Below are 12,663 nucleotides of genomic sequence, written 5' to 3'. Positions count from 1 at the left end.
GCCTCAGAGGTCGCGACGGCGGATCGGGTAGAGCCAGAAGCAGAGCCACGCCAGCGCGGTGAACAGCAGCGGGATCACCGCGAGCATGAGCCGGATGCCGCCGTCGACGGTCGCGGGCTGCGCATCCTCCAGCGCGGCATCGAAGCCGGATGACGTGAGCACCACCGCCGCGACGATCGCCTGCAGCACGACCGAGCCGCGCACCACGAATCCGTTCACGCCGAAGTACGCGCCCTCGCGGCGGTGGCCGGTGCGCCCGGCATCCTCGTCGATGATCTGTGCCAGCACCACCTCGAGCAGTTGCAGCAGACCGCCGACGCCGACCCCCACCGCGACGCCCACCAGCGCTGCGCCGAGGACGCTCGTCGGCACCAGGTAGCCGAGCACGGCGATGCCGAACACGGCAACGCTCCACAGCAGCGCGGTGCGCGGGTTCGTGCGGCGCACGACCGCGCTCCACAGCACGATCGAGGGGATCGCGGTGACGAAGATCGCCCCGAGCAGCAGACTGCTCTCGCCCTCCGCCGCATGCAGCGAGTAGCGCACGTAGAACGGCACGGCGGCGAGGATGATCGCGATCGACGTCTGCACGAACAGCGACCCGAGCACGTAGGGCACGAACGCCCTGTTCGCGAACGTGTACGTCAGCTGGTCGCGGAAGCGCATCGCCTCGGAGGCCGCCTCGGGCACGCGGCGCTCGACCATGCCGCCGAGGAACGACCAGACCAGCAGCACCAGGCACACCGCACCCAGCACGAGCGCCATGCCCGGCCAGCCGATCGAGTCGTACAGCAGCGGCGCTCCCGCGGTGCCCAGCACCATGCCGAGGATCGCGAAGATCTGCCGGGGCACGTTGCCCCGCGCTCGCTCGTCCGTGGTGCGGAAGATCTCGGGGAACAGCGCCGAGATGTTCAGCACCACGACCACGAAGGCGATGTCGTAGACCGCGACCACGATGAGGAACCAGGCGATCAGCCCAGCGGTCGGCAACTCCGGCGGCATCCAGACCAGCACGAATCCGACGACCAGCGGCACGATGCCGAAGCCGATCCACGGGATGCGGCGTCCCCACGGCGTGCGGATGCGGTCCGACAGCGCGCCGATCACCGGGTTCAGCAGGGCGTTGAGGATGCCGTGGGCGATCAGGGCCGCCGCCACCCATGCCGCCGGCACAGCGAGGTGCGAGACGTAGAAGTAGACCGCGAACGCCGAGAACGTCTGCGCCATGAGCTGGGTGGGGAACCCGGAGAGGCCGAAGGCGGTCGACTGCGCCCTGGTCGGTGCTGCGTCGAGCCGACGGTCGCGCAGGCGGGTGAGGAGCGAGGTCATCGCGTGCCCCGTTGCAGATCGCGCAGCGCACGCCAGCCGATGCGCACGAGGCCTTCGTCGGCGATCGCCTGTGTCACGACCGGGTCGGAGAGCAGGCGCAGCTCGTAACCCCGCTTGACGGCGGCGAAGTCGACCGCGGAACGCAGCTCCTCCGAGTCGGTCATCGGATGCAGGTAGATCTCCGTGACACCGGCGGGCACGGCACGCAGCAGCGCCACGAAGCCGTCACGCACCTGCTCGTAGGTCTCGGCGGCATCCGTGCCCTCACCGACCAGCTCGAAGGGGTGCGACCAGAGCCGGTCGATGATCTCGACCCCGAGCGCATCAGCCGCGCCGGTCGCCCTGGCGAGGGTGTCGGCGCTGACGCCATCCATGCTGCGCGGCAGGCGGAACGGCAGCCCGTGCTGCGCGGCCAGCGCGAAGACCTCGCCGAGGAAGTCCCGGCCGGTCGCGAGTCCGTAGACGGACCCCATGTGGTTGTCGAGGTGCGTGACGTCGACGCCGGCGTCGAGGGCGGTCTGCAGCTGCGCGGCGAGCTCGGCGGCGACGTCGTCGTTCGCGGCGCGCTGCTCGACCGACGCGACATCGACCGGGAAGAAGCCGTCTTCGTCGACCAGCGTGGTCGCGGTGCCCGTGAGCGGACGCCACCGGTAGCGGGACCACTCGCTCGTCAGCACCAGGTGCACGCCGACGTCGAGGTCACGGCGCGCGGCGGCGAATGCCAGCGCCTCCGGCGCCCAGGAGCACGGGACCATCAGCGTCGTGGAGTCGACGCGACCGGCGTCCAGCAGCTCGACGATCGCGGTGTTGGCCGCATGGCACATGCCGAAGTCGTCGGCGTTGAGGATGATCGCCCTGGCGCCGGGAGCGAGTCCGAGGCGTTCGGCGAGATCGGAGGGAGCAGTCATCGTCGACTCCTGTCGGGTGGGGTCAGCGTGCGGTCTTGTCGGGTGGGGTCAGGATACGGGTGAACAGCGCGGCGCGAAGAGCGGATGCCGCCTCTCCCGTCGCGCCGATCAGGGGGGCTTCGACGCCGAACGACGACACCCGGAAGCCCACGGACAGCAGCGGGGCATACTCCTCGGCGATGCGGGCGACCGCCTCGGCGAGAACAGGGTGCGCGGCGCTGCCGCTGAGGATGAACGCCTCGGGGTCGAGCACGAGCGTCATGGTGCCGGCGATCAGCACCAGACGTCTGGCGACCTCGGTGACCAGCTGCAGCGCGGCCTCGTCGCCATCGGCCGCGGCTTCGAGGTGCGCGCCGAGCAGCGCGTCGGGGTCGAGGTCGTACACGCGCGCGAGGTCGCTGACCACGGCGTCGTTCACGACCGGAGCGCCGATCGGCAGCGGGCTCTGCGGCAGGTACATGATCTCACCGGCGATCCCGGAGGCGCCCCGGTGCAGCGCGCCGTCGATCACGATCCCGGCACCGAGGCCGTCGTCGACCAGCAGCAGCAGCGCGAAGCTGGAGAGGTCGGCGACCGCGCCGACGGAGAGCTCGGCGAGAGCGGCCAGGTTGACGTCGTTCTCGATACGCACCTCGCACCCGAGAGCCGCTGCCAGCGCGCAACGGAATGCGCCGCCATCCGGGCCCTCGTCGTTGCGGATGCCGCCGTCGGCGGTGACGATGCCGGGGACGCCGACGACCGCCGCGTGCACCGGCCCCTTCACCGCGCGCCGGCATCGATCGACCAGGCGCGCGATGTGGGTGACGCGATCGTCGACGCGGGGGAAGTCCTCGTGCAGTTCCGCGCGCACGGCGCCGGTCGGGTCGACGAGCACGACGTGCGCGGCATGGTGGTCGGCGTGGATCGCGGCGGCGAATCCGAGACGCGGATGCAACGCGACCCGGCCCGCAGCGGGACCGCGGGTATCACGGTCGACGCCGGCCGGCGCCACGGCCCCTGCGCTCTCGAGCATGCGGAGCACCTGCGTCACGGCGGTGCGGGACAGCCCGGTCGCGGCCATCAGCTCGGCACGGGTGCGCGGGCCGGTGCGCGCGAGCGCTTCGAGAATCGCGCGGCCGTTGAGTGCGCGGAGCAGGGTCTGTGGTCCTGCGAGTGGCCTGGTCATGGCGATCCCCCCAAGTCAACTCCGCCCAGCCTCCCACATCACGCCGCGCCGCCGGGCCGCCGCCCGGAAACATGACGCGCGGGGGTCCGGTTGTGCGCCGAGTGCACGGCATCCGCCCGAGTGCACGACCTATCCGCGCGAACTACCCGTGCACTCGGCAACAACCCGTGCACTCGGCGGGCGGGCGGGCGGGCGCGGCGGGCGGGCGGGCGGGCGGGCGTCAGTCCAGCGCGGACATCACGTGCTTGATGCGCGTGTAGTCGTCGAAGCCGTACTGCGAGAGATCCTTGCCGTAGCCGGAGTGCTTGAATCCGCCGTGCGGCATGTCCGAAACGAACGGGATGTGGGTGTTGATCCACACACACCCGAAGTCCAGGTCGCGCGAGAACCGCATCGCACGCGCGTGATCCGTGGTCCACACCGATGCGGCCAGCGCGTACGGAACGTCGTTCGCCATCTCCAGCGCCTCCGCGTCCTCGGAGAACGACTGCACGGTCAGCACCGGGCCGAAGATCTCGCCCTGCACGGCCTCGTCGTCCTGGTGCAGACCCGACACGATCGTGGCCTCCCAGAAGTAGCCGCGGTCGCCCTGACGCGCGCCACCGGTCTCGATCGTCGCGTGCGCGGGCAGCCGCTCGATGAAGCCGGACACCTGGGCGAGCTGCGCCGCGCTGCTGAGCGGGCCGTACAGCACGCCCTCCTCGTGCGGACCGCCGGTGCGGGCGTGCGTGCGGGCGCGAGCGACCAGCGCCGCGACCAGTTCGTCGTGGATCGAAGCGTGCACGAGCACCCGCGTCGCGGCGGTGCAGTCCTGGCCGGCGTTGAAGAACGCTCCGGTGATGATGCCCTCGACGGCCTTCTCGATCGACGCATCCGGGAACACGATCGCCGGGGCCTTGCCACCCAGCTCGAGGTGAACGCGCTTGACGTCGTTCGCGGCCGAGCGGGCCACGGCCATACCGGCGCGCACGGATCCGGTGATCGCGACCATTTGCGGCGTCGGGTGCTCGACCAGTGCCACGCCGGTGTCACGGTCGCCGAGCACGACGTTCAGAGTTCCCGCCGGGGTGTGGTTCGCGACGATCTCGGCCAGCAGCAGCGTGGTGAGCGGCGTCGACTCGGCCGGTTTCAGCACGACGGTGTTGCCCGCGGCGAGCGCGGGGCCGATCTTCCATACCGCCATGTTGAGCGGGTAGTTCCAGGGGGTGACCTGACCGATCACGCCGATCGGCTCTCGGCGCACGAAGGAGGTGTGCCCGGCGAGGTACTCCCCCGCGGCGCGGCCCTCGAGGCTGCGGGCGGCGCCGGCGAAGAAGCGCAGCTGGTCGACGGACTGCATGATCTCGTCGGCGACGAGCGTGGCGCGCGGCTTGCCGGTGTCGCGCGACTCCAGGTCGGCGAACTCCTCGGCGCGGGCGAGCATGTCGTCGGCGATGCGGAACAGCGCCAGCTGCCGGTCGGCGGGGGTGGTGTCGCGCCAGAGCGGGAAGGCAGCGGATGCCGCGGCGTAGGCGTCGTCGACGTCGCTGCCGTCCGACACGGGGAGCGCGCCGTACTCCTCCTCGGTCGCCGGATCGATGAGCGGCAGACTGCCTGCTCCGCGCACGGGAACGTAGCGACCGCCGATGAAGTTCTGCAACGTCTCTGAAGGCATGTCCACATGGTAGCGAGGAGTGTGCGAAATCTGAAGCACTTTCCTGGCGAAACAACTGAATCAGTTGCCAGAGCATGTTCAACCTGTCAATATCGACACATGAGCACCACGCCGAAGCAGCCTGCCCTGGACGACATCTCCAAGCGGATCGTCGAACTCCTCCAGGAGGACGGCCGTCGGCCCTATGCCGAGATCGGTCGCGAGGTCGGACTCAGCGAGGCAGCGGCCCGCCAGCGCGTCCAGCGGATGACCGAGGCGGGCATCATCCAGATCGTCGCCGTCACCGATCCGATGCAGCTCGGCTTCCACCGCATGTCGATGATCGGCATCCGCGTGTCTGCCGATCCGCGCACGATCGCCGAGGAGCTCACGAAGATCCCCGAGCTCGCCTACGTGGTCGTCACCCTCGGCACCTTCGACATCCTCGTCGAGGCCGTGTGCGAGAGCGACGAGCACCTGATCGACCTCATCGCCACCCGTATCCGCACCATCCCCGGCATCGCGCACACCGAGAGCCTGCTCTACGCGGGTCTCTACAAAGACCTCTACAACTGGGGTACGCGCTGAGGCGCGCCCCCTCATCCAACGGAGTGATCATGGGAACCACCGTCTTCGAGCGTCAGCAGCCGCCGCAGTCCGTCATCGACGACTCCCTGCGCTCCACCGCCTTCGGGGTGTTCTGGCTCGATGACGTCGAGCGGCCGGTGCATCCGCCGTTGTCCGGCTCGGTGCACGCCGACCTCGCGATCGTCGGCGGCGGGTACACGGGACTGTGGACCGCGATCCGCGCCAAGGAGCGCGACCCCGAGCGCCGGGTCGTGCTCCTCGAGGCATCCCGCGTGGCCTGGGCCGCATCCGGCCGCAACGGCGGGTTCTGCGAGGCGAGCCTCACCCACGGCCACGAGAACGGCGTGAACCGCTGGCCCGACGAGATCGACCGGCTCGAGGAGCTGGGCTTGGCGAACCTCGACGGCATCGCGCAGACCATCGCGCGCTACGGCATGGACACCGACTTCGAGCGCACCGGCCAGCTGGCGGTCGCGGTGGAGCCGCATCAGGTCGAGTGGTACCGCGGCGAGGACGGCTTCCTCGACGAGGACGCAGTGCAGGCCGAGGTGCACTCGGAGACCTTCCTCGCCGGCTCCTGGGACCGCGAGGGCTGCGCGATGGTGCATCCGGCGAAGCTGGGGCTGGAGCTCGCGCGCGTCGCGTCCGAACTGGGCGTCGAGATCCACGAGCGCACCCTGGTGCGCGGCATCGAGGGCGACGGCTCCTCGGCGATCACGCTGGTGACCGACGGCGGACGCGTGACAGCGGATGCCGTGGCACTCGGCACCAACGTCTTCCCCTCGTTGCTGAAGCGCAACCGCCTGATGACCGTGCCGGTGTACGACTACGTGCTGATGACCGAGCCGCTCTCGGACGCGCAGCTCGCGTCGATCGGATGGTCGAACCGCCAGGGCCTCGCCGACAGCGCGAACCAATTCCACTACTACCGGCTCACCGCCGACAACCGCATCCTGTTCGGCGGCTACGACGCGATCTACCACTTCGGCGGCAAGGTGCGTCCGGAGTACGAAGACCGCATGGAGAGCCACCGGCGCCTCGCCTCGCACTTCTTCACCACGTTCCCGCAGCTCGCGGGGCTCACCTTCACCCACCGCTGGGCCGGAGCGATCGACTCGTCCAGCCGCTTCTGCGCCTTCTTCGGCACCGCCCGCAAGGGCCGCGTCGCCTACGCGACCGGGTTCACGGGGCTCGGCGTCGGCGCTGCGCGCTTCGCCGCCGACGTCATGCTCGACAAGCTGTCGGGTGAGGAGACCGAGCGCACGGCGCTGAAGATGGTACGCGAGAAGCCGGTGCCGTTCCCGCCGGAGCCCGCCGCCGCAATCGGCATCAACCTGGTGCGGGCGGCCATGAATCAGGCCGACCACCGCGAGGGCAAGCGCAACCTGTTCCTCAAGACGCTCGATGCGCTCGGGATGGGCTTCGACTCATGAGCGGGCTCGCCGCGGGCACCGGCGTGGATGCGGGCGCCCTCCGTCTCGCCCATGAACCACTGCCGGTCGACGAGGTCCTCTCCGGCACTCCCACGACGGGCACGCAGGCGTTGGCGTCTCTGGGTGACGTCGAGATCGGCGTCTGGGAGATGACGCCGGGTACGGCCACCGACACCGAGGTGGATGAGGTGTTCGTCGTACTCTCCGGGCACGCCACGATCACCTTCGACGACCCTTCCCTGCCCGATCTCACGGTCGGTCCCGGCGCGGTGGTGCGCCTGGCCGAGGGGCAGCGCACCACGTGGACCGTCACTGAGACGCTGCGGAAGATCTACATCGCGTAGAGCCGGCGGTGCGCACACGTCGATCGCACGGTGCGTCAGCTCAGCGCCGTCACCTCGGCGTGCGGCATCCGCTCGCGCATCACCCGGACCGCCTCGGGGTTGTCGTCGACGAGCACGGCATCCCGCCCCAGAGCCGACGCCACCGCGCCGGTCGTACCGCTGCCGGCGAAGAGGTCGAGCACGCGATCGCCGGGGCGGCTGGAGGCGCGGATGATCCGACGGAGGATGCCCTCGGGCTTCTGCGTGGGGTATCCGGTCTTCTCGCGGCCCGTGGTGGGGACGATCGTGTGCCACCAGACGTCGGTCGGCAGCTTGCCGCGCGCCGCCTTCTCCGGCGTGACGAGACCGGGCGCCATGTACGGCTCGCGGTCGATCTCGTCGGCGTTGAAGACGTACGTCCGCGGGTTCTTCACGTAGACGAGGATCGTGTCGTGCTTGGTGGGCCAGCGCCGGCGCGACTTCGCCCCGTAGTCGTAGGCCCAGATGAGCTCGTTGAGGAACGAGTCCCGCCCGAACACCGCGTCGAGCATGACCTTGGCGTAGTGCGCCTCGCGGTAGTCGAGGTGCAGGTACAGGGTGCCGTCGTCGGCGAGCAGCCGCCACGCCTCCTCGAGCCGCGGCATCAGGAAGGTGCCGTAGTCGTCGAAGCGGTCGTCGTACGTGCGCAGCATCCCCCGCACCCGCTCGTAGGCGTGGCCGTGGAAGCCGTGGCGGATCTCGGTCTCGGCGGCCTCCGGTTCAGAACTCCTCAATTCCGGCACCTCCGCCCTGTCAGAGTCCCGCGAGACCGCACTGTTCGAGCCAGGGGCCTCGGATTCTTGAGGAGTTGTGGACGCCCGCCGCGCCGTGACCACCTGCCGTTCCTGCGTACGGCCGGTGTTGAACGGCGGATCGAGGTAGATCAGGGTGAAGGATGCGGCGGGCAGAGTCGCCGCGGCCGTGAGGTTGTCACCCTCGATGATCGTGACGGCACCGGGCGTCACCTCTGCCGGAGAGCTGCACGTTTTTCGGCCGGATTCGGCGGATGCGGCCGCAAAAGGCGCGTGCTCCCGAATTTCGGATGCGCCATCCTCCGAGCCTGTCGAGGGGTCGGTCACGGGACCCGGTGCAGCCACGCGTCGGTGGCGAACTTCGACTCCACAAGTGCCTCCGCGGCGGCGTACTCCTCGGCGCTGATCGCCCCGGTCTCGGCATCGGTCAGCGAGCGGAAGGTGCCGATGAACCGGTCGATGATCTCGGCGCGGGTGAGTCCGGTCTGGCTGCGCAGCGGATCGACGCGCTTGGCCGCTGACGTGGTGCCCTTGTCGCTCAGCTTCTCCCGCCCGATGCGCAGCACCTCGGTCATCATCTGACCGTCGATGTCGTACGACAGCGTCGCGTGGTGCAGCACTCCCCCGTTGGCGAGCCGCTTCTGCGCTGCCCCGCCGATCTTGCCGGTGGGGCTCGCGATGTCGTTGAGCGGCTGGTAGACCGCGTCGATGCCGAGGGACCGCAGCGCCTGCAGCACCCAGTCGTCGAGGAAGGCGTAGGAGTCGGCGAAGGTCATGCCCGCCACCAGCGACGCCGGGACGTACAGCGAGTAGGTGATGATCTGCCCCGCGGCCATGAGCATCGCCCCGCCGCCGGAGATCCGGCGCACGACGTCGAACCCGTGGCGGGCCGCCCCCTCGGGGTCGACCTCGTTGCGGTACGACTGGAAGGAGCCGATCACCACGGCGGACTCGTCCCACTCCCAGATGCGCAGAGTGGGGCGGCGGCGGCCCTCGCCCACGCGGGCGGTGAGCACCTCGTCGAGTGCGAGGTTCATGCGAGGCGAGACGGCCTTGTCGTGCACGATCTCCCAGTCGAAGTCGCGCCACCCCGGCGCCGTCACCAGCGCGCGCCGCACAGCCGTGCCGACCGCGTCGGGGGTGAATCCGAGCAGCTGGGCGCCCGCCGGCAGAGCCTCACGAACGGCGGTCGCGATCGCGGTGGCATCCGTCTCGACCGGCAGCCCCGTCACCGCGGCGTTGATGTCGTCGAGCGCGGAGTCCGGCTCGAGGAAGAAGTCTCCGGCCAGTCGGAATCGCGCGATCCTGCCGTCCTCGACATCCAGGTCGACGACGACGAGCTTTCCCCCTGGGACCTTGTATTCACCGTGCACGGTTCCAGCTTAAGTCCGCGGGGCGCCGACCGCCCGGTCCGAGGTCAGCGGCCCAGCACCACCGCGCGCTCCCCCGCACGGATGGGCACGGTGTATCGGTTGCCCGGCGGAGGCAGCGGGCACACGAACTGGTCGGAGAACGCGCACGGCGGCAGGTACGCCCGGTTGAAGTCGATCACCGCGGCGCCGTCGGCCGCGGGCTCGTCGACGGGCAGGAACCGGAACCGATAGGTCTCACGCCCGTTGGTGCCGTCGCCGAACACCGCGCTCAGCGCCCCCTGGGCGTTGCGGGTGACCGCCAGCTCGTACTCCTTCTCGCGCAGGGAGAAGGACAGCCGACCGGCGAGCGGGGACTCGTGCGCCGCACCGTCGACCGCGGTGATGGTGACCTTCTCGCCCGGGGTCGGTTCGAACGTCGCCTCCACCCGCCACGCACGGTCGGGGCGGTAGGCGTCGATTCCGCTGAACCGCTCCCGCTCCGGCCGTCCGGGGTTGTAGACCCGCAGCGCGACGGTGCCGTCGCGGGTGAACCGTCGCAGTTCCCGTCTGCCGAGCCGCAACGTCTGCACTCCGCGCAGTGCCACGCTCTCGCCGGCCTGCCCGAGGTCGGTGCCGCGGATGCCGCCGTCCTCCGTGAGCGCCCAGAGGCCCGGGATGCCGTCGACCGCGGCCGGCATCTCGATCAGCCAGTTCGTCGACTCGAGCGCGGCGGGCCCATACTCCGAGCCGGCGTAGCGCTCGCGCGACGCGTGCCAGTCGTGCCAGTCCTTCTCGAAACTCATCGGAGCAGTGCCCTCCCGTGCGAGCGCACCGCACAGGCGCGCCTCGCTCGTCCGCGGAATATTGCCCCCGAATCTACGGGCGCGCGACGCACGGAGACGAGGATCACGTCACGCGGCTTCACCGGCTGTCATGCGCGTTCATCGTGCGTAACACGGCGACGCCGGAGAGCGCCGTCAGTCGCGCGGCGGGAAGCGCTTGTCGAGCCAGGAGAGCACGTCGGCGCGCACCTCTCCCTGCTGCAGCTCGTTGAAGATCTCGTGCCGGGCGTCCGGGTAGACCAGCGTCGTGACATCGGTGTAGCCGGAGCGGGTGCGGTACTCCTCCGCCAGCTTGTGCACGCTGCGGGGTCCGCCGACCGGGTCGTCGCGTCCGACCAGAAGCAGCAGCGGGATGTCGCGTCCGCCCTTCGCGACCAGGTCCTTCGCGGGACGCCCGTAGAGCTTCGCGGCCTCGATGGGACCGAAGAGCTTCAGCAGCGGAACGTCGGTGGTCAGCGGGTCGTCGGCGAATTCCTGCCACACCGCCGGGTCGCGGCTGAGCCACTCGAACCCGGTCGCATCAGGGCCGGCCCAGCGGGCGTTCAACGGCGCGGCGTTCAGCGAGCCGGGCATGCGCAGCGCCGATCCCGAGAGGATGACGGCATCCCACGCGTCGGGGTGGTCGTTGACGAGCATCTGCGCGAGGAAGGATCCCCAGGAGTGACCGAGCAGCACGAGTGGCAGGTCGGGGTTCTCGTCGCGGATGATGCCGGTCAGCTGCCAGACGGCGTCCTCGGCCGCGCGCAGCCCGCCCTTGCCGAGACGGCCGAGCCCTGCCGGGCCGTCGTGCTGACGGATGCCGGTGCGTCCGTGCCCGCGGTGGTCGTCGGCGTAGACCGTGAAGCCCGCTCCGGTGAGCGCGCCGATCAGCGCGCCGTAGCGTCCGGCGTGCTCGCCGACGCCGTGCAGCAACTGCACGACTCCGCGCGGCGTGCCCTCAGCCGGGTGGACGTCGTAGACGATGGCGATGCCGTGGGCATCCGTGAACTCTCGCGTATCCGTCACGCTGAGAGCCTACCCATGGCGGAGAGCACCGGCTACAGGCCCAGCGCCGCCCGCACGCCGAGCGCGATGTCGCGATCCGTGACCTCGTAGCCGCCGACGCCGTCGGATGCCGACCCCATGCGCACTCCGCCGTCTTCGCGCACGGCGCGCTTGGCCGAGAAGTGCAGCGCGTCGACGCCGATCGCGGCGAGCGCCGGGGCCGTGGCGGCATCCACACCGCTGCCGGCCATGATCTCGATCCCGCCCTCGGCGGCGGCGACGAGGGCACGCAACGTGTCGATGCCGTCGATCGCGGCGGAGGCACCGCCCGAGGTGAGCACCCGACGCAGTCCGAGGCTCCGCGCCGCCGCGAGCGTCGCCACCGGGTCGGCGGTCACATCGATGGCGCGGTGCAGGGTGACCGACGCTCCTTCCGCGGCATCGCGCAGGCGCGTCATCGCGTCGATGTCGAGGCGCGCGTCCGCGTCGAGCGCGCCGATGACGACCCCGGTGGCGCCGGAGGCGAGGGCCAGGCGCACGTCGCGCTCGGCGACGGCAAGCTCGTCGGCGTCGTAATGGAACCCTCCCGCACGGGGGCGGATCAGCACGTGCACCTCGGGGCCGGTGTCACCGGCGGTCTCGACCGCGAGCTCCACGGTCGCCTGCGACGGGGTGAGCCCGCCCAGCGCGAGAGCCGTGGCGAGCTCGACGCGTGCGGCGCCGACCTCCGTGGCGATGCGGACACCGGCGGGGTCCTGTACGGCGAGTTCCAAAGCGAGAGTTCGGGTCACGCCCTCCATTCTGCCGGGTGTGCGCGGCGACGACGGCATCCGCCCTTCCCCCTCCACAGAAGATTAGATAGGCTATCTAAGTAATGTCTGCGTCTGAAGAAGCCCTCCACCTGACCGCCACAGACCTGCGCATGGCCACGTTCCGCCTGGCTCGCCGGCTCCGGTGCGCCCGCGCCGCCGACTCGATGAGCGATGCGCAGCTCGCCGTGCTGGCGACCCTGCGCATGCACGGCCGCCGCACGATCTCCGCTCTCGCCGAGCACGAGCGGGTCACCGCGCCGTCGATGACCAGCACGGTCGACGGGCTCGAGAAGCAGGGGTTCGTGGTGCGCACCCCCGACGAGGACGACCGCCGCCGTGTGCAGGTCGACATCACCGCGGCCGGCACCGAGATCGTGGTGGAGACCGTCCGTCGCCGTGACGAGCTGCTCGCCGACATGCTTCGCGAGCTCGATTACACCGAGGCAGAGCTCGAGACGTTGCGCGCGGCGAGCGAGCTGATGCGGCGGGTGACCGACCGATGA

13 protein-coding genes are annotated in these 12,663 nt (G+C 70.5%); 4 read left to right on the top strand and 9 right to left on the bottom strand.

What is annotated here, in order from left to right; genetic code table 11:
* Positions 1–3: 3 nt before the first annotated feature.
* The 4 genes from ACIOVG_RS10400 to ACIOVG_RS10385 all read right to left on the bottom strand — a co-directional run bounded on the left by ACIOVG_RS10400 (position 4) and on the right by ACIOVG_RS10385 (position 5,056).
* Positions 4–1,329 (bottom strand): MFS transporter, encoded by a 1,326-nt coding sequence (locus ACIOVG_RS10400; protein ID WP_400872547.1) that lies wholly within the window; start codon positions 1,327–1,329, stop codon positions 4–6.
* Complete coding sequence (locus tag ACIOVG_RS10395; protein ID WP_400872544.1) at positions 1,326–2,237, bottom strand: polysaccharide deacetylase family protein; 912 nt, start codon at positions 2,235–2,237, stop codon at positions 1,326–1,328. The genes ACIOVG_RS10400 and ACIOVG_RS10395 overlap by 4 nt, the downstream gene beginning before the upstream one ends.
* A gap of 22 nt (positions 2,238–2,259) precedes the next feature.
* Positions 2,260–3,402 (bottom strand): ROK family transcriptional regulator, encoded by a 1,143-nt coding sequence (locus tag ACIOVG_RS10390; protein ID WP_400872541.1) that lies wholly within the window; start codon positions 3,400–3,402, stop codon positions 2,260–2,262.
* A 220-nt stretch (positions 3,403–3,622) separates the two neighbouring features.
* Positions 3,623–5,056: a gamma-aminobutyraldehyde dehydrogenase gene (locus ACIOVG_RS10385; RefSeq protein ID WP_400872538.1), complete on the bottom strand. Its 1,434-nt coding sequence runs from the start codon at positions 5,054–5,056 to the stop codon at positions 3,623–3,625.
* Between the two features lie 99 nt (positions 5,057–5,155).
* On the opposite strand from ACIOVG_RS10385, the gene ACIOVG_RS10380 reads away from it, so the two are divergent.
* From ACIOVG_RS10380 to ACIOVG_RS10370, 3 genes are read left to right on the top strand one after another with little or no spacing between them, the layout of a single operon-like run.
* Complete coding sequence (locus ACIOVG_RS10380; protein WP_141870660.1) at positions 5,156–5,623, top strand: Lrp/AsnC family transcriptional regulator; 468 nt, start codon at positions 5,156–5,158, stop codon at positions 5,621–5,623.
* A 29-nt stretch (positions 5,624–5,652) separates the two neighbouring features.
* Positions 5,653–7,056 (top strand): NAD(P)/FAD-dependent oxidoreductase, encoded by a 1,404-nt coding sequence (locus ACIOVG_RS10375; RefSeq protein WP_400872534.1) that lies wholly within the window; start codon positions 5,653–5,655, stop codon positions 7,054–7,056.
* The gene (locus ACIOVG_RS10370) at positions 7,053–7,400 is read left to right on the top strand and encodes a cupin domain-containing protein (RefSeq protein ID WP_400872531.1); all 348 of its coding nucleotides are present in this window, start codon (positions 7,053–7,055) and stop codon (positions 7,398–7,400) included. The genes ACIOVG_RS10375 and ACIOVG_RS10370 overlap by 4 nt, the downstream gene beginning before the upstream one ends.
* Before the next feature lie 35 nt (positions 7,401–7,435).
* Here the strand turns inward: ACIOVG_RS10370 and ACIOVG_RS10365 are convergent, their stop codons facing one another.
* From ACIOVG_RS10365 to ACIOVG_RS10345, 5 genes are all read right to left on the bottom strand, one after another.
* The gene (locus tag ACIOVG_RS10365) at positions 7,436–8,383 is read right to left on the bottom strand and encodes a DNA-methyltransferase (RefSeq protein ID WP_400872528.1); all 948 of its coding nucleotides are present in this window, start codon (positions 8,381–8,383) and stop codon (positions 7,436–7,438) included.
* A gap of 110 nt (positions 8,384–8,493) precedes the next feature.
* Positions 8,494–9,543 (bottom strand): lipoyl protein ligase domain-containing protein, encoded by a 1,050-nt coding sequence (locus tag ACIOVG_RS10360; protein ID WP_400872525.1) that lies wholly within the window; start codon positions 9,541–9,543, stop codon positions 8,494–8,496.
* A 44-nt stretch (positions 9,544–9,587) separates the two neighbouring features.
* Complete coding sequence (locus ACIOVG_RS10355) at positions 9,588–10,325, bottom strand: DUF1684 domain-containing protein (protein ID WP_400872522.1); 738 nt, start codon at positions 10,323–10,325, stop codon at positions 9,588–9,590.
* A gap of 174 nt (positions 10,326–10,499) precedes the next feature.
* A complete protein-coding gene (locus tag ACIOVG_RS10350; protein WP_400872519.1) occupies positions 10,500–11,369 on the bottom strand; it encodes an alpha/beta fold hydrolase in 870 nt (289 codons plus the stop codon).
* Between the two features lie 32 nt (positions 11,370–11,401).
* A complete protein-coding gene (locus ACIOVG_RS10345) occupies positions 11,402–12,139 on the bottom strand; it encodes a copper homeostasis protein CutC (RefSeq protein ID WP_400872516.1) in 738 nt (245 codons plus the stop codon).
* 83 nt (positions 12,140–12,222) lie between these two features.
* Here ACIOVG_RS10345 and ACIOVG_RS10340 point away from each other — a divergent pair, with 83 nt between their 5' ends.
* Positions 12,223–12,663 (top strand): MarR family winged helix-turn-helix transcriptional regulator, encoded by a 441-nt coding sequence (locus ACIOVG_RS10340; RefSeq protein ID WP_400872514.1) that lies wholly within the window; start codon positions 12,223–12,225, stop codon positions 12,661–12,663.

Origin of the sequence: Microbacterium sp. NPDC087591 (assembly GCF_044743625.1) — a bacterium.
Taxonomy (GTDB): Bacteria; Actinomycetota; Actinomycetes; order Actinomycetales; family Microbacteriaceae; genus Microbacterium.
The sequence above is the reverse complement of the archived record's forward strand: the minus strand, read 5'-3'. Positions and strand labels throughout refer to the sequence as shown.